The sequence below is a fragment of the Ruminococcus sp. AF20-12LB genome (assembly GCF_003478985.1).
GTDB lineage: Bacteria > Bacillota > Clostridia > Lachnospirales > Lachnospiraceae > Blautia_A.
Window position 1 is genome coordinate 24,270 of sequence record NZ_QUGH01000009.1, and the last position, 19,540, is coordinate 43,809.

9 protein-coding genes are annotated in these 19,540 nt (G+C 35.7%); all 9 read right to left on the bottom strand.

Features of this window, described 5'->3' with window-relative positions; translation table 11 throughout:
- Nucleotides 1–70: 70 nt before the first annotated feature.
- Nucleotides 71–9,424: a phage tail tape measure protein gene (locus DWX61_RS11885; protein WP_118625462.1), complete on the bottom strand. Its 9,354-nt coding sequence runs from the start codon at nt 9,422–9,424 to the stop codon at nt 71–73.
- A gap of 86 nt (nt 9,425–9,510) precedes the next feature.
- A complete protein-coding gene (locus tag DWX61_RS11890; protein WP_147419626.1) occupies nt 9,511–9,921 on the bottom strand; it encodes a hypothetical protein in 411 nt (136 codons plus the stop codon).
- Between the two features lie 50 nt (nt 9,922–9,971).
- A complete protein-coding gene (locus DWX61_RS11895; protein WP_118625466.1) occupies nt 9,972–12,797 on the bottom strand; it encodes a tail fiber domain-containing protein in 2,826 nt (941 codons plus the stop codon).
- Nucleotides 12,798–12,832: 35 nt separating this feature from the next.
- Nucleotides 12,833–13,312, bottom strand: a complete 480-nt coding sequence (locus DWX61_RS11900; protein WP_021650866.1) for a hypothetical protein — start codon at nt 13,310–13,312, stop codon at nt 12,833–12,835.
- Between the two features lie 26 nt (nt 13,313–13,338).
- Nucleotides 13,339–13,512, bottom strand: coding sequence for a hypothetical protein (locus DWX61_RS18960; protein ID WP_021650867.1), 174 nt, complete (start codon nt 13,510–13,512; stop codon nt 13,339–13,341).
- A gap of 257 nt (nt 13,513–13,769) precedes the next feature.
- On the bottom strand, nt 13,770–16,391 hold the full coding sequence (locus DWX61_RS11905) for a hypothetical protein (RefSeq protein ID WP_118625468.1): 2,622 nt from the start codon (nt 16,389–16,391) through the stop codon (nt 13,770–13,772).
- 64 nt (nt 16,392–16,455) lie between these two features.
- Nucleotides 16,456–17,439, bottom strand: a complete 984-nt coding sequence (locus tag DWX61_RS11910) for a hypothetical protein (protein WP_118625470.1) — start codon at nt 17,437–17,439, stop codon at nt 16,456–16,458.
- Nucleotides 17,440–17,556: 117 nt separating this feature from the next.
- Entirely contained in the window at nt 17,557–17,925 is a 369-nt protein-coding gene (locus tag DWX61_RS11915) for a hypothetical protein (protein ID WP_118625472.1), read from the bottom strand.
- Between the two features lie 320 nt (nt 17,926–18,245).
- Nucleotides 18,246–19,502, bottom strand: a complete 1,257-nt coding sequence (locus DWX61_RS11920) for a DEAD/DEAH box helicase family protein (protein WP_118625474.1) — start codon at nt 19,500–19,502, stop codon at nt 18,246–18,248.
- Nucleotides 19,503–19,540: the final 38 nt, after the last annotated feature.

Below are 19,540 nucleotides of genomic sequence, written 5' to 3' on the forward strand. Positions count from 1 at the left end.
TGTTTTCCTCAGATATCCAATTTCCTACAGGATCAATCACCAAACATACCATTTTTAAAGAATAATACAATCATCCAAATCTCCGCTTATTCTTACGGATATCATTCTGTGTTTTACTACTTGCAAGATCAAGAATCTTATTCAATTCTGGAAGAGTATCACGTGTTAGATCACCTTGTACAGTAAATGTATTATATACATTGTTTACACTGTTCCCAGAAGCATCCTTAACTTTAAGTTCTGGCATTTTAAAGTTACCATTCATTGCGTAATTCTGTTGACGTTCTGCCATATCAATTAAAGTTTCTGTAATATCATTTGGAATTACCATATCAGAAGCTTCTAATGGGGTAATCCAACCATCTTTTGTGACGATGATTTCACGACCATTTTCATTTGTCATAGCAATACGATTTGAACCTACATGCTTCGTTCCCTTTGCATATCCTTTTAGATGTCCAGAATTAAGGGAATTGGAATTTTTCATATTAGATTTATCTTGATTAGTAAAATATTGACCAGAAGATATACCCCCAATATTATTCAAGATATAATTAATACCTGCCATCATGTCGCTATAATTTTCGCCAGCTCCACTAATAGCATCACTGATAGCATCTGACATTTTTGCAAGGTCTGAGCTTAACTGATTAGACCACTTCTCAAAATCTTCACTTAACTGAGTTTCAAGATCATCCAGACCATTCACTGTGATATCATATACATGGTCACGTACAGTATCGTCAAGATCGTCTTGCTTATCCTTGAGTGACGCTTCAAGTCGTGCTTTCTGCGCTTTAGATTCTGCATCTGTCAATCCCTCAAGACCACGGATTTGTTGTTTGATAAGTTCAATCTCATCTGTTTTCTTCTTAATGGTTTTGTCATAATCATAATACTCTTTCTTTTTCTTGAGTGCCTTTTTACGAGCATCAATTTCTTTGAACATTGCATCCTGTACAGCTTTAGCCTGATTAGTAACAATACTGATAATAGACTGTCTATAACTATTTGCATTTTTCAAAGATTCCTGCATTGCTGAATCATTCTCAGACATTAATTCATCATATGTCTTTTCGCCATATTTTGATTTGCTAGAACCGTTTGCAAAATCATCCATGATTTGCTGACGTTTCTTCACATATGTTTGAAGATTATTCAGTTCTGTATTTAATTGTTGAGAGTTCATCGTAATAGACAATGCGCCCATTTCAGTGAGATTTCCAGAATCCTTATCAATCATCATGTCTTCTGTGATAAGATCGTTGATGGAACCAATCTTATCTTTTAGCCGATTTGCTTTTTCGATCGCACGATCAAACATTTCTTCATAAACAACAGTGATCTTATCTTGTTTTGCTTGTTCAATCTGTGTGTCAAAATCACTTACCGCATTTTGGGCTTCAAGAATTTGGTTAGTCATTTCCAACCATTCCTCTGAACCCTTTTTAATAATTCCACTTTTTACAGATGCATCCAGTTGTTTCTGTAAATCAGTTACTTCATTTTGTTTATACTTTCTTTGCTTTTGTAAGTCTGTGATTTGCGTATCATATTTTTTGCTATTTGTATAATCCCCATGAGCTTCTGATTTTTCATATTTTTTCTGATGTTGTTCTGTATAATTGGAATATCTATCATTCCATCCACTGTAATAGTTCTGAACATTCTTGAATTTCTCTTGTTCATTTGTAACACGCATAGCAGCGTATTCAGCCTGAGCCTGGTCAGCATTACTCTGAGCCGTACTTAAAGCATTTGAGAGAATACGTCCTTTATCTGGATTTGAACCAGCTACATATTTGTTATATGTTTCCAGTTGTTTCTTTATCTTTGGGTCTTTTACATTAGAAGTATCAACCTTTTGATTTTTCTTTATTGCGTTCCTCTGCGCAATAGTGATTTTCCCTTTTGTAGCCAATAATGCTTTCTTAGATTTGTCACGATTAGTAACATTATTTTTATAAGTCTGCATATTCTTTTTGGCTGTTTTCAAAGCAGATTGACGATAGGAGTTCTCTTGTTTTGATGCTGACGTTTGATAATCCAATAATGCATTTTGTGCAACAAAAGTTTTCTTTGATTTCTGGTTACTGAGAATTGCTCTTTGTGTTGCGGTGAGATTTTTCTTAGTATTCGCTAAATTTGTCTGCTGAGTTTTAACATTTTTATTTGTTATTGATAAATGTTTTTGTGCTCTTGTTACTTGATATTCAGCAGCACTAAGCCTACTCTTATCTTGGGTATTCTTTTTAACTGCTGAATTATATTGGTTTGCCGCTTTAAGAGTCGTACCTTTTAAACCTTTTGTATTAATTATTTCTCCTGAATTTATAGCTTTTTGGATTTGTGCTTTTCTGGCAGAAGAAACGTTTGATTTATTTACGACAGATCTTAAATTAGAAGAAGCTGAATCAGCTTTTATGGTTGATTGTGTAGCTACTTTAACAGCATTACCACGTGCTTTCCTCGCAGAGGTAAGCTTTTTTTGTGCGTTGCTTTGTGCTTTCTTTGCACTGTTTAATTTTTGTTCTGCTTTTGTTAAATTAGGATTATCTACTTTGATTTGTCTAGCAATAGAAGCAAGTCCAGATTTACCTGTAGATAAAGAAGAGATCGCACTTTTAAGCCCAGTGACTTTATTTGTTAATATATCAATCTTTTTACCTGCATCCTCAGTTGGCATATTCGCCCACTGTTCAAATACTTTTAATTGCTCATTATACAAATTCTGAGCTTCTTGCGTACAATTTTTTGCTTTGTCGTAATAATCCTGATATTTCTGAATTGCTTCTGCAAGACCTTTTCCAAAGTCTGTAGTAGTATCCATATCTTCAATATTCCAATATCCGCCTTGAACAGCTTTCTTATAAGAATCTGGAATAACAATATTCATTTTTTGTTCAGAGTCAGAACCCTCTGGTGTGTAATAATATGTATATCCAGATGCGATAGAATTAGCTTTATTGGTATAAGACTGTGCACCATGTTTATTTGCATTAATTTCTTCTACAATAGCTTTTTCTTGACGATTGAGCATTGTTTTCTTAAATGCAGAAGATACATAATCATTGATACGATTAGATATGTTTTCTACAGTATCTTTAAATTTTGTTAAGGTTCTTGCTACCCAGTCAAATACTTGCTCTGCGTGCTTTTGTTTGGAAGCGGTTGAAGAATTATTCCCACCTCCTCCACCAGAGTTTCCACTACCGCCAGAAGATGTTGGGGTGGTATTAGTCTTGGTGTTGGAAGATTTTGAACCACTGTAAGTCGTATGTTTCGATGCAATACTGGCCTGTTTTACAGGGATTCCACCTCTGACCATAGCCGATCCGCTTGCCTGTGCCAGACCTCTGCTGTTTATAAACCCACGATCCAATAAAGCTTCCGTCTGAAGATGATTGAATACAATGCTTCCTGCCGGGATATTTACAAACTCTGCTCCGTTATCACCTACGGTATTCCATGTACCAGTTGCAGGATTGACTACAATTTCACGACCCAACTCACCTACCAGAGTAGTTCCGCCTGTCTTAGTAGCCCAGTTACCGCTTGCCTGTGCATGGCCTGAAAGATGATTATACTGTGCTGAACCTGATGCATGTGCGGTTCCACTGGCATGAGCTGTTCCATTTGCGCCACCTGCACCTTTTGTTGGTGGTGTTGTGTTTGTCCAGTTCACGGTTCCGGTTGCTGTGAAATGTGTCTTTACTCTGGAAGTTTCATTTCCCCATGATACAAGACCGGAAGAACGGTGTACCTGTGCTGCAAACGCATCTACAGCTCCGGTTTCATTATCCCATGTCACTTTACCGGAAGATTGCTTTTCTTCTGCTGCATAAGCATCCACAGCAGAAGAATCCACACCAGCTTTTACCATGATTTCAGGTGATAATCCCTGTATCGAAGCTGTAATTGAAGCTTCTGAAGATCCATCAATCCCCAGTGTTGCCTTAATCTCCGGGCTTAATCCCTGAATCTCCCCAACCAGACTGTCCACTTTGCCTTGTGCTTCTGAAGTATCTGCCCCAACTGAAGCCTGTAGCTCTACACTGTTCTGTGCTTCCTGAAACTGCTGTAATAAAGATAACGCATTTCCAAGCTCCCCATCCACCTGTGAAGTATCTACTGACATAACAGCAGGAGCTTCCAACATCTGTTTCTGTGTAACACAATACTGGATAACTGCGTTGGCATCATCCACCTGAGAGGAATCCACATCCAGAGTAGTTTTGTAATTCTGCATCTGAGCTATGGTATTGTCCAGTGTCTTGACTTTATCCTCGGTATTATCAATGTCGGAAACATCAATCTGGATATTCATGTCGGTATCACCAGACATTTCCTCGATCCGTCCCTTGGCTTCCCCGGCTGCAACTGCCATATCACCTAACGTCTTTGTAGCTTCATCCGCCCAGTCAAATTCCCCGCCGAACTCTTCCATCTCACCAAACATAGATTGAACCATTGGCATAGAAAGATTCAATCCCTCCGCAAAATCCTCCATAGTTTTCTGGCCTGCAACTTTATATTCGCCACTAGCTTCATCCAGTTCCATCAGTCCAGCCTTGGTAGCTTTTGCACAGAACTCCTGCACATCAAGACCAATCCGGTTGCCGTCCTCGTCATGATTAAAGTAATGTTCAATAGAACTCATATAAGAAGAAACGGCTTCTGCGTCCTGGCTATCCACGGTATCAGGAACAATAAAATCCACGGCTGCCTTATAGGAGTTTGTTCCAATCCTTCCGTAATCCTCAGAATCACTGTTTTTGGTTACGTTGTCGATCTTTTCCATAGCTCCCATAGCATCATCGAACATATCACCCGATTCCGAAGCGTTCTGTTTGTCAAGCCAGTTCTGGTAAGCCCCAGTTGCTTCCCTGAGAGATGCAGAGAGCAGATCCAGCTGATTGCACTGATTTACAATAGCGTCATTATCCGATAAAAGAGCATCAATACTGGACTGGATTGCCTGTGCTTCCTCACCTTTTGCATCGGTTAATCCTCTTAACTGATCCTGAAGCTGTTCGATCTGTGCAATGTTCTGCATGTACTGATTCTGTTTTTCTGCTTTCTGGCTGTTGTTGGTCTGTATCTGTTCCTCTGCCTTGGCTTTCTGTAACTCACGTACTTTCTCTGCGTTCAGTTGTAAGGCTCCGTTATTATATTCCAGAGCGGAAGTATAATCTGCAAGCTCGTCTGAATTGAAATCATCCAGAGAGATAGATTTTCCTGTGCTTTGTGCATCCAGAACAGATTCCGCTTTCTGGATTCCGGTTAATGCAGCACTGGCTTTGTCGATTCTTTCACTGATATCCCCGATGGAATCTGCTGCTTCATCCAGAGAAGATCCGGTACTGGAAGAGATTACACCCAACTCTGCAAGCATACTGGCAAGATTCGCCACACTGGATGCAGAAGTATCACTAATAACACCTGCATCTAAGGCAGCCTGTACCAGAGTATTGATCTGATCCTCACCCTTCTGTATCCCATCTGTCTCAAAAGCATATCGGAAATCGGTATCTGAAAGATTCCATTCCTTCAGTGCTTTTGCATTATCTGAGACAGACTTTCCAAACTTACTTGTGTCCGTACCGTTCACGGCCTTGGTAAACTTATCATTGGCAATGGCTGTATCATTCAGCTCGTCCCGGACTTCTTTTACCTGATCTGCATAAGCGGACATGCCTGTATTTTTCACCAGACCGTTTACTGTGCTATCCAGTTCTGAGAATTTCTGGGATGCTTCTGAAATCTTGCTGTTATCTCCATCGGCAATCGCATTGTTATAGTCCTCAACTGCTTTTGCATAATCAGAGATCCACTTGGAAGCTTTCTGTTCCGTATCACCGGACTTATACAGCTTATCATCGGATAGCAACTCTGCTTCCTGTGCCTGTTTATAAATATCCTGATATTCACTGAGAACATCCTTTGCTTTTGTCAGACCGGATGCTGCATTGTTAGCAAGCTGATCGGTTACATCCGTTTCACCAAACTGATCCTCAATACCGGAAACCTCTGTCATGAAATCATTCAATGCGTCTTTTGCTGTAGAAGCGTCCGCATTAAACTGAATATCCATCGTGATTCCGTCTGCACTGTCCAGCTTAAATATATCTTCTCCATAAGTTTCCTGAAGATTCTTGATACTCTTTTTGATTGCTTCGGATTCCTCTGATCCATTATCATAAAAACGACCCAAGTATGTATGACGGTTTTTCTCCATCTCTTTCTGAGCTTTGTCAATACCCTTTTTATTTTCATTCAGGAAATTCTGTGACTGTTTTTCGTTCACCTGATCCAGTAATGCGATCTGCTCCGTAAGAGATCCGTTTATCAGATCAATCCCACTGACCTGATTTCCGTAGGATTCGGATAAAGATTCCTGTATGGATAACAGCTCACTCTTTGCGTCTGCTGCTTCCTGTTCTGTTAAAGTACCAGTTGCAAGTGCTGTCCTTAACTCCTGAATCCTGCTGATATTATCCTGTATGGAAGTCGTGTTCTCTTCCCATGTATTTCCTGCACTTTTCGCAGAGCTTACTGCTTCCTCAATGGATCTTTTATAAGCACTGTAGGCCGTAACTGCTGCGGTAACACCTGCTGCAACCAGAATCAGCGGATTAGCCATCAGTGTTGCAAGCATTCCTTCCATAGCGCCGGATAATGTAAAGGTACTGGCAGCAGCAGTTTCATTTGCAGCAGATAATCCCATTGCAGCAACGGCAGCCTGTGCTTCTGCTTCACTCATCCCCTGATTTACAAGGACTGCTGCCCTCTGTGCTTCTGTTAAAGCCGTACTGGACAATACCATTCGGGTCTGAGATTCACTTAATCCCTGTGTTAATCCTAACAGCTGTTCAAAAGAATCTGTGGAAATCTCTGTCATTCGGCTGATATCCATAGCCTGTCCCATGTTGGAAAACTCCCTGAACAGATTTATCAGCTGTTGAAATGCGTATACACCACCAGCAGATGCAAGTCCGGCCAGAGATGCCTGTAAAATATCTGTATTTGCTGCAAAGTCCGCCATTGCTTTTGCCCCGTCCAGAAATCCAGAGTATAAATCACTTGACACTGTAGTAGTGGCTAGATTTTCAAGGCTCGCTTTTAATGCGTTTGTCTTTGCTTCCAGAGAAGTTAAATAATTATCCTCAAATTTCTTCTGTGCTGTTCCTTCAGAATTATAAGCAACATCTGTCAATTTCTGTACTTTATCCCAGTTATCTAACATAGCGGCAATGGAGTTTGCCTGATATGTGCCGCCCAAAGCTGTACTGACCGCCTTTTGAGTTTTCTTATCAAATGACTCCCATTTATCAGCAACAGTATCAAGAATTGTTTCTGAATCAAGAAACTGATCATTGTTATCTCTCATTGAAATCCCAATTTTATTCAGAACCTTTTCAACATCATTTAATGCTTCGCCATTGTCATCTACAAACTTCCCTGCCTTAATGTTATTCATTCTGGCTAGGATTGACTTCATAGCATTACCAATTGTCTCATCATTTGCTTGTGTTACGTCTTTAACTGTAGCGATCATGGCAGCCGTCTTTTCCAGACTGACACCTGCATTATTCGCCTGTGATGCAACTTTTGTCAACGCTGAACCGATACCACCTGCATCAGAAGCAGACTCAAGGTCAATGCTTGTAAGAATATCATTAACTTTGCTCGCCTGATCTGCGCTCATCTGGAAACCATTCAGAGTTGCAGTTAATACCTCTGATGCATCCTCAGAACTCATCTGTGCATCTTTGGATAGCACCATACTGTCCTTGATAAGTTGTTTTGTTTCAGACATGGAACGTCCCTGTCTTAACCAACTATCCGCAGATTTCGCAACATCTGATGTCACACTACCTAACTCTTGACCTAAATCATTATAGCTCTGCATCAGTTCTCTTGCATAAGAACGACTCTCACCAGTAGCCATAGATAAATCCGTTTCAAGATCATTAAATTCTTTAACTGTTGAAAGTGCTTCTTTACCTGCATCCGTAATCTTATACAGTCCATCCTGCATTAGATTCGCTAAACTATATGCGCTGAATGCTTCTCTGAAACTACTTCCTAGTGAAGAAAAGATTCCCTGGCTTCTCTGTCCTGCTGCATTTACATTATTTAATGCATCCTGCATATAAGTTAAACCAGATCTGTCAATGTTGGGAACATTGATTTCCTGTTCTGTCTGTGTAGCAATATCAAGCGCACTACCAACTGAATCACGTAATGTATCAGCATTAACATGAACGTCAATATTTACATCTTTAATATTCTCAATTGCGGAACGTATCTGTGACTCAATCTCTTCTGCATCAACCTTAAAATTAACAGGAATATTAACATCTGTTAATGCGGCAGTCAAATTTGATTTTAGTGATTCTTCATTAATCTTTAAATCTACTTTTACAGGTTCATCCCCTGTGCTTAACTGGCTAATAGAGCTACGAAGCTTTGATACAATTTCTTCCTCGTTAATCTTTAAATCTATATTAATAGCTTCACCAGATTCTGTTCCTGCATTCTGGATAGCAGAACGAATATCAGAAGCAATTTTCTCTGAATTAACCTCTACATCAAGCTGAATTGTTGACTTATTAGATTCTGTCGCAGACATGATATTTGTCTGTAGGGCATCTTTCATTTTGGTTGCCGCAGACAATACTTCTTGTGCAATGGCATCCGACATTGCTGTAAATTCTGAGCCTTTTAGCTCATTAACAGAAAAACTTTGTGTCATATCTGCCCTGGCTTGCTTCATCAAGTCAAAAGCATGAACAATCTGATCTGCCTGAGTTGTAATATCTGTTGCAAAATGTTCTGGAAATAGAGTGGTCATCTCTCCCCAGATAGAATCAATAGACACTCCTTTCGTGGCATCACGGACAATTTTCCCTACATTATTTTGCAGTAACTCTTTATAGGCATCACCGCCCATTGCTTTTTTCAATTCATCAGAGACATAGATTTTCTTATCTTTGAAATAGTTGAAGAAGTTATCATAAATACCAGAACTGGATTTAATAACTTTTGCATTTTTCGTGACTGCTTGTTCAAGTCCATTTAGCCCCTTATAAAAACCATCCGCTTTGGCGAAATCAAAATCTTTACCGTTCCATGTCTTTGCCAGGCTGGAAACCATACTATTCATTTGGGATTTTAATTTATTGATAGTTTTTGAATCTGAGATATTAAAAGAATTTGCTAATTGATTTGCGATTGAAGATGTGTCAATTTTTGTACTTGATAGACCTTTTTCTATATTAGATGCTAATTTCTTTGTAGAATCCTGATTGACTTCCACATCCAATTTTATTTTTCTTTGCTCTTTGGTCAGAGCATTTAGCTTCTCTTCGGCTGCTGACGTGTCCAGATCAGCCTTGACATTTATTTCAAAATCTGACATTTAAACCTCACTTTCTTTGTATTATCATATTGTAATATTATTTTTAATAAAAAAAGACTACCTATTAAATAGTCTCTTGTGTTCTTCTATTTGAACCGTTTACCAAACGATTCATCTATATTCTTCTGTACATCTGCTTCGGTATTCGCCCAGAATCCACCATTACCAATCAGTCCACCAGATTCTGCATAATTGTAAATAGTATTTGTATCTCTTCCTGCCGGAGAATAAGCATATCCTGTGTTTAAAGATAACTCGCCATGCATACCAGATACAAACATTGTTGGTGATTCTTTTAATGCACCTATTCTATGATAATCGCTCTCTGGTACAGTATAGAAATCATTCACATTATTTTTTGCATTCTCATATGATTTCTCCATAGTTTCTTGCATTGCTTCTTCACATTCTTTTTGTATAGCTGCCTTAAGTGCACCCCATGATGTAAATATTCCTCCCATAATTTTTTTCTCTCTACTTTCCTTAGAATATTTCAATTCATACTATCTCATAAATTTTTACTATAAGGTTAGAAAGGAGTGCATTTTTACGCACTCCTTTTCAAAATAGACTCAACAATCCCTCTTGTTTTAGAAAGCTGCTGTCTTAATTCTATAATTTCTTCATTCAACCGTTCATTCTCTTTTCCAAGTTCTTGAATTGCTTTAGAATTATATTCTGTCAACAATAAAGTGTTAATGCACTTCACATTCATAGTACCATCGTCATCATATCCGCCACCAACTGTAAGAAGAGGATCGATTAACTCTAATTCATCCGCAACGCATCCTAATTCTTGGTGTACTCCTGTTTGTTTCCAATTAAATTTTCTGATTTTCATTTGCATAATTTTCGATAAAGCATTAACGGAAGAATCTTTTATATCTCTTTTTAATCGTATGTCTGAACTTGAGCCAGTAAATGTTGCTGTTCCCCATGATGTAGATCCATATTGTGCACGAATACTGATTTTGTTTCCTGCATGAGATTGTAAAAAAGCAACTTTGGTTTTATTAGAACCCGCCGATGCTATAGGTCGTCTAAATACGGCAGTTGCATTAGCATCTTCTTCTGCATTATAATCAAGAAACGCAAAGGAACTTCGAGCTGTTACTTTTCCATAAAATCCTGATTCTCCATCAACATGTAACGTACTTTTTAACGTTGTGCTACTTTTAACAGTCAATGTTCCACTTGTATATAAATTTACTCCCATAGAGGTATTTTTATTATTTGTATATATAGCAGTAGCATCAATTGAATTAGCTGATATTGTTTCGGCAACAGATAGATTTCCATCTCCAACGATATTTAAGTTTCCATTACAAGTTATATTGTTATCTAAAAACGAAAAATAAGCACCGGCCATAGTTAAAGTGCCATTATCATCGCCTCCTGCAAGCCCAATATTTAAAGAAGATCCGAACCATTGTATAACGTCTTGATATACATTATATGAGCTATCGTAAATAGAATATTTTTGTTTTGCTCTCATAGTGGTGGCATTAACCGTTCCAGTAATATCCGCATTAGTAGATACAAATTTACCCTCGTAACTAACTCTAAACGGTGCGCTATTACTAGAGCTATTGCCAGCCCAAAAAGCTTGATCTCCACACATACCAATACAAGTAGAACCACTACCAGCGGCTAAATATGTTTTGGTAATATAAAATTTTCCAATCGTACCAGAAGTAGCAGTAATGTTACCTGAAATATTTGCACCTGTAGCATATAATTCACCAGCATGATTGACTCTAAATTTAGCAGTAGAAGTGTTTGAACCACCAGCCCAAAACGCCCAATCAGATGCAGTAGGACTTAATCCAACGGTTTTATCAGCAGATTGAAGATATGTGGAATCTAAAGTAAAACTTCCAATTTTACCACTATTAGCGTTTATGACACCTGTGATATTTGCATTTGTAGCATATAATGTACCAGTATTAGTAACTCCAAACGTACTGCCTGCTGTAAAACACCAACCATTGATTGAGTTTGATCCACCAATACTCGCATAGCTATTAGTGCCTGTACATATCAATACACTGCCAGATTGACCCAAAGCACCATTCTGTATAGAATTTTCTGATAACCTAAATCCACCAATTTTACCAGATGAACTTACCAATGTACCATTAAAATAAGCATTACCTGCTGCATAAAATCCATATCCTGTAGGATTAGCCCCATTAACAGCAGGAAGTCCACCTAAATATCCCATTCTTGCAACTGGTTTTCCATCATCTACCGTTCCATTATAAATATCAATACTTGACTTCTTATCTTCATTATAAGACGACATTCTGATACCAACGGGTCTATTCTTAGTTGTGCCATTAACACTAAGATTTACCTCATACATCATCATTTTTAAATCACCGATAGCTGAACCAGAATAAGTCTTGCCTTGCTCAATTCCTGCACAGTCATTAGTAGTTGCAAAATTTAATGTGATGTATGCTGTTTTAGCAGTAGTAGTATTTAGCTGTCTTGCCATAGTACCATTTACTACACCAAGAACTGATGTATTGATACGTCCCATAAGCTTGATCTTACTGCCAGAAGTCCATGTTTGACCTCCAATAGTAGAACTTATAATATTGTTATCAGTGATAGTGAGAGTAACAGTAGTGCCAGATTTTGAATTAATATAAACACTTGGATTTGTAAAGATAATACATGGAGATACATAGAATGTAGAACCAAGATTTGTAATATTATCAATCGCCCATGTTGTACTACGAAGTTCATCTTTAATGTAAACATTATTAAATATAGCTGTTGCAGCATCAGCATTAATGCGAGAAGAAACATTGACGTTTGTTGCACTAACATTGTTTGCAGCTAAATTTGAACTTGAACAGGTTACGCCATTGATGCTTAGAACGCTCTCTTTACTTTCAATAATTCTTGAAGTAAAATCCTTATTGCTGTTATTAAAATGAAAATCTATAAATGGAGTTGAAAAATATAATTCTAAACCTGCGTTTCTAATTGTAGCACCATATCCAAAATCAACGCCCGCATTTACTATCAATGATCTATTGCAAGTAATAGCAGAACTGTTTGCTTTAAAGCAATTTCCACCATCCCCAACTTGAAATTCACCGTCAGTTCTTAATGTTCCATTACCACAATAAATACCATATGTAAATGGAGAGTTAGTGCCATTAACGCTATTATTGATACGAAGCCAATTATCATATCCTTGCAGAGCAACTTTACCATATAATTGTAGATTGCCATTGGTAACATTTATGTTTCCATTATTAACATTCAAATTTCCATTAAATGTACCACCATTATTAAAATAAACCTTATTCAAGAATCGTGAACTACCTGTCACGATCAAATTATTTAATTGAGCCAAATAAATCGCACCTCCTTTCAAAAAAGAGGACGATATTATTCGTCCTCATCATCAATCATAAATGATAGCATTTCAAGGTCTGCAAAAGATGGGTTTGCATCTTCAATATCATCAATAGTGATAAGCTTGAAATTGATCTCATTTTCTTGTAGCATAAGATTATAATGTCTTTTCTGAAACTCAGAAAGGTATTCAGGTTTAACTGTTCTGATTTTAACTTCGTCCCCATATTCATCCTTTACGGGATTACCTTTTTCATCTTTCATAATTGACTCTGTAGAATGTTCATTATCCTCATATTCGGACTGAATTTTTGAGATTTCCCAATTGTAAGCTATTTTAATTTTATTTACTTTTTGTAAATTCTTTAAAATATTCCATTTTGTTTGAAGAGTGCTCTTTTCCGTAATTCTATTAATCATAGTCATTACATTTTCCTGCTGATTATATTTCGCAAAATTGCAAATAATATTGTTCGCCTCAATGTTAGTTAATACCATTTTTTTAGTTTTCATAATTAATTGTTCTCCTTTTCAATGATTTATTTTGAAAGATATTCTTTCAGCCGTTCATACTGCTTTGGATATAATTCTAATCTTCCATGTCTAAACTGTGATAAGCAGCTTGAACTGATATGCGTCACATTGCTTATATAAGATTGCTTTTCTCTTATCAATCTTTCATTGTAAAGCTTTCTTAATTCATCTTGTGCCATATATGCTCCTTTGCTCAATTATTTTTTCTAACATATTTTTTAATTAAAAAATTTTGTAAAAATATACACCAGAAGTTAAACTCCTGGCATATATTTCGATCGTATACAGATGAGGGTTATATTGAAACGGCATAATGTCGATAATATCAGCGATACGGTTACACTCGTTGGGAGCAAGTGTAACCGTGTGGGAAGAAGTACTAAGCTTACGGTCTTTTCTTTCTCCCTAAGGGAAATATTGATTTTCGTTGATATTGCTACATTTCTGGCATTTTTGGTGCTGTTTTTTTGTAAAAACATGACAAAAATAATTCCTTGTCATAATCAAAAAGTATTTCTAACAATCTATTCTGCATATACGATTCTGCATTAAATGCAGCACTGATAAGAACCTGCATTGTAGATTTTGATATTTTCAATTTTTGTATACGCTTTACATAACTTTCAAATATATAAGTTGCCATATCGGAATAATTATTTTCATTGGAATCGAGAGCTTTCATTTCAGTATCAAATGCCCTAGCTTTTCTAATTACTGTCTTATACTGAGATGTTTTCTTTACACCTTTTTCAGGAAATACGAAAACTTCTTTTATTCTTATTGACTTTCTCTGATATTGCTGCTCTACTCTTGTATCTATAGTTTTATCTAAAATTAATTGTAAAAGTATCTCCATCGGACATTTAAAGTAATCTGTCATTTTATTCTTTGATTTCTTCTTAGGTTGTTTCTTTTTTGGTTTTTCTGCTTGAATTTTAGCATAAAAAACAGGATATTTTGTTTTTATTGAACGACCAAAAGATTTATTATTTTTTTTATTTATTTCACTGGATTTTCTTTGTAATCTGACTAATTCATCTCCAACTGATACGTCAAAAACACGTTTTGATGCGTCAATCGACACTTGCGCAAGTACAGAGCAGATAACAAAAATATCTCTTAAATCCTTATTCTGTTCACCATGATATATAGCATCATAATAATAACTCAACGCCAATTGTGCGATATTACTACTACTGCCTATATCATCCTGTCCACTTGCAATTTTATTATCCATAGTGGCATAGGATTTCATATCTTTACTATATACGCTTGCTCCTTTTAAAGGAATCTCATTAATAATGGTATAATATTCTGTATATGCTTTCTTTGCTAACTCAACAATATCCACTTGATTTGTTACAAAACATGAGTCACTATCAAGATCCTGTCCATTTAATCTTGCCTGAACATCACTGCCAATACCATTAATGATAATAATATTATCACCTAATTTGGGAAAATATGTCTGAATTGGCTCACTGTATTTATTAATCAGATGCACAATATTATTTGGAGAATTGTGCGGACTTCGGAAACCTGCCAGACATTCACCATCATTAAATCTTGTGGTATAACATCCAATCCCATCCCTACGGCTTATAAAACATCCTTCATTTAGATAATCTTGTCCTGTGACCATCATTAATAAACTTATAGGATTTCCACAAATCGTAAGATTGTCACCCTCTTGAAGTAACTTGCCAAGCATCAAACGCTTTCTCTTGAACTTAGTAAGGATATCACTTTTCCTGTCCTTAAAAAATGAAGTATACTGAATGTCTGTATTGTGTTCATATAATGCCACCAGAATCCTGTCTATACTATAAACAGATTTATTCATACGCAAGTGATCTACAAATGCATCGGTACTCTTAATCATATTATCATAATAATCAATACTTGGCTGTGCAATTCGCTGTAGCACTTCTTGGTCAGTCGTAGGTAAACTGTTATTCATCTGATAGGAACTACGTTGCAGATTTCCATACTTACTTTTGTGCGCTGTCTTAACTATTGCAAACTGTTCTCCATCTCTCTGCATGAATTTTTTGTAGGAACGGTATGCTTTTAAGTCAGTCTTACCCATTAAGTCCTTAAACTTCAGCCATTTGATAGAGTTATCCGTCACGATCACTTTTACATCAGAAACCTTCATGACGTTTCCAAACATATCCGTAACTGTTGATGTCTCGTATTCAGTTTTGTAATAATCTTTAAAGTATTGTTGGATATTGCCACGAAACAGGCATGATTTAAAGAAGTGACTTCTGCAATAGATAAAGCCTTCCATGTCTTCTGGAAAGATAGAATCATCAATTAATCCCATCCCATCCCAAAGAACATTTTCAATTTTATATTTTTTATATTCCTGTACATAACAATGTTTTTCATCATCAACTCTAACCGCCAATGCAGGAAGTTCTGTTGCTGATTTTTGATCTTTTACAATCAGAATGTTCTCCATTGGAATATGAATATAATCCATTGCAGATGCAGTGATCAATGTACTGTATGCTGACATCTCTACAATTTTTGCTCCTGTATCTGGCATTTTATCATACAAATCCATTGTAAGATATTTTCTCGCTTTATTAAGCAATTCATCACGAATAAATATGCAACTTCCGTCTTTAGCTTTTCCAGGAGTACGATATAACATACGATATAGAATAGTCTGAAATGCTACAACTTCACCAGTCTTTTTATCATATGTATTCCAAGTGATTTCACAGCCATCTCTATAATACATTTCTCTTAATTTATCTGGTGAAATCTTTGGCTTACTGTCATTAATATTATCTGCACTTTTGGGTACGGAATAATCAAATTTTATTATAACAAAATCAAGAGTATGATCCTTTTTCATCAACCTGACTCCATGATGAAGCATATAATGAGAAAATATACTATCGTTGATTACTGCATCTCTCCATGTAAGATAATATTTTTTGATTATTCCATTCTCATCTTTATCCACGTATCCATTATTCACCTGATAAATCCTGTTTGCTTGCACACTACGGATTTTAAATGTGCAATCTTCTTTTGTATTCATATTTATATACTCCCCTTTCGTGCATCCTAAGAAATACCGATTTCATCGTAAATTTTACATCTTCTTATGCCACATTATCTCTTTCCTTGCTCATTTTATTTAATGTCTCAGTACAAGTACTCAAAAAATCTTTCCCCACCACACTATGAGGATTAAAACCTATTGCAAACAATAGTATAAGCTTTGCATTTCTATATGCCGTAGAATCTTCCTCTAATTTTTGTTTCTCTTTCAACGCATTCAAATTATCAAATGCAGCATTAAATTTATCATATAATATCTGTTCTTCATCAGGCATTTTTTCGTATGCATAAGCATCATAAATCTGACATAAAGCATGGAATAATGCATCATCATCATCGTGTTTTGTCTTATTAATATAGAGGCAATAATGGATCAATTCATGCCGTAAGCGTTGTTTAATTTCTTTTTCTGCATCCATACAGCAATAAATATTTATAAGACTTTGCATACCAATAACAGTCATATTGCCAGCTACGAACGTCTTGCTTTTTAAGTCTGTATCTTTACGATAATCTGTATGAAATACTATCGGAAGACGTTCTGGATCAATAGTCAATGTTGAATAAGATTCTCCATCCATTACATAAACAAAATCCTCTTTTAACTGCTTTGCAAACTCTCTTGCATATTGTAAATAATCATCATATCTCTTGCCAAACTCAGCACAGAAATCTTTATAATATTCTAGGTCTTTCTTTAGATGGAACATCTCATTCATTAACTGTTTTCTATTCTTAATCGTAACAATTCCTTTTACATCTGCTTTATTGCCGAAGAAATAATTTCTAATCCATTCTCCATCAAAAAAAGAAACGTCTACCTTCATATGCTTACATTCTGAACACTTTGAACAATCACTATCACATTCGTAGAAGTTCCCGTATGTAACATCTTCTCCATAATATTTCATACAGATGTCTCTATAGGAATCTTCTTCAATATTATAATAACCGCTCTCTTCATCTTCTAATAATGGATTAATAATCAAATGTAGCATATCTATAAATTCTCTTTTAAGTGACATAATTCATCTTCCTTTATTCAACTGCTTTTCTCTCTATGATATTTCTCTTGCGTAAGCAAGGAAATACATCGGTAAGCTGTTTGTCAACTTGCCGCCTACCTGTTGGAAACTATATCATCAAAGAAGCACTTCATATTTCCCTGTATCAATTAAATCAATAACTGTCTTTACCATTGTCTTTGGGGCAGTATCCGTATATACTTTTGTAGACTTTGTATTCTGTATGATTTCTCTCATAGAATGTTTATCCAGCAGCAGGGATTGTAATTTCTTTCTATACTCCATCCATGTGAGTCTATCTGCGTTATAGTTACTAGCATCTGCTGATCCAGTAAGACCCTCATACCATTTGCCCCATTTCTTCTCTAAATATGCATTTTTGCTGATAACCTTTTCACAAGTCATCAGACAGGCATATATTAATTCTTCACTGATTAGTCCATTGGATAAATTCTCTTTCTCATGCTGTATCGTTTTTCTATACATATGTGTTCGCCTTTCTTTGTGTAGTAACTTATGTCTCTGACAGTAGACTCCTAATTTCTGCCCACAAGCAAGCTTGTGAACAGAGAATTAGTAGCATCACAATGTGCAATTTTTTACATTTCTCCGCTTACGCTACGAAATATAAAAAATGTGACACATTCTGGATTATCTCTTTTAAGCAGATTATTTATGATATTATGATTGAATTAATATAGTATTACCTTATCCTTTTCTTTACGGAAAGACCCCTGAAACCCTTGTAAATAGGGCATTTCAGAAACTAAATGTGGATTTTAAGAAGCTCATTTTCCACATTTTTATCATGCTGCTTCACTCATTGTCTTACATTCATTAATCCACATTTTTAATAATTCTCTCATTCTTTCACTGGGAATATAAAGATTTATTGATTTACCATCTCTTATTTGACTTCTCCAAATCCATTGTAATAAAGCAGATAAAGAAAATAAATTATCATCAAATTCAATATGGTAATGCTCTACGAATTGTTTTATATCAGGTGACATAAAAAAGTTTATTAGATACGCTAAAGACTTCTTATTTTTAAACTCATTGGTTCCTCTTGCATTGCAAGAAACAAATCCTTTTGTATATCCTTCACCTTTCACATATTTACAGTAAGGTTTAAAAACTGTATACATATTATCTATGGATTTTGTTTTAGTAACCGTTCTAAAATAATTCTCTGTATTGTTCTTCAACTGTGAAAATATGGATCTGTTCTTTTTTCTCTTATCTTCATACCATGATTTTGATAATGGATTTGACTTTCCTATTTTCATCCCAATTTTGTTAAATTTGCCATCGTATATATTAATTAAATCAACAATATTTTTTCTCTTCTCATATTCAATTTCTTTACAATGCGGAATCAATTGTCTATCATAATCCAACATATATTTTTCGTACTTGATTCCATGAATATCAAAATAAGATTTCTGAATACTTCCTTCCCACAAGTATGTAAAAATATAACTTTCATCAAAACATTTGAAAAAATCAACAGGAAAATTCCACATAATAATCCTTGCTAATTCATCACTATTCTCTTTTTTAAATCCCATTAACGATTTAAAACTGCAAAGTCTTTTAATATCACCATAAACACCTTTATATGGTTTTCTTTCTTCATTCCAAACTAAAAATCCATCTTCATCTAATGACACAAGTTTTTCATTAAATATGATTTTTAAGTCATCCTTGCTGATTTTATATGTATCCAGAACATCTAGGCATTCATCAATCATCAGTACATAGTTCTTGCTTTTTAATAATTCCAACATATCCAGATCCATCATTTTTATTAGCGAATGAGTTGTTACAATATTTTTATCATTCTCAACTAACCATCTGAAATTCTTCCACTTACTCCCCCATTTTTCTGGATCAATAATATCAATATCTGTTTTCTCTTTAAATCTCTCACATTCTGATAAAAGTGGTACTATACATAAAAACTTTTTGTCAGGATTCTGATTGATGTGATTAATTGCCCATGTACTTTTCCCACTTCCCATAATGTCATCTACAATTTTAATTACTGATTCTTCAATCATAACGCATTCCTCCTCATGCTAAAACTTTATTTATCTGT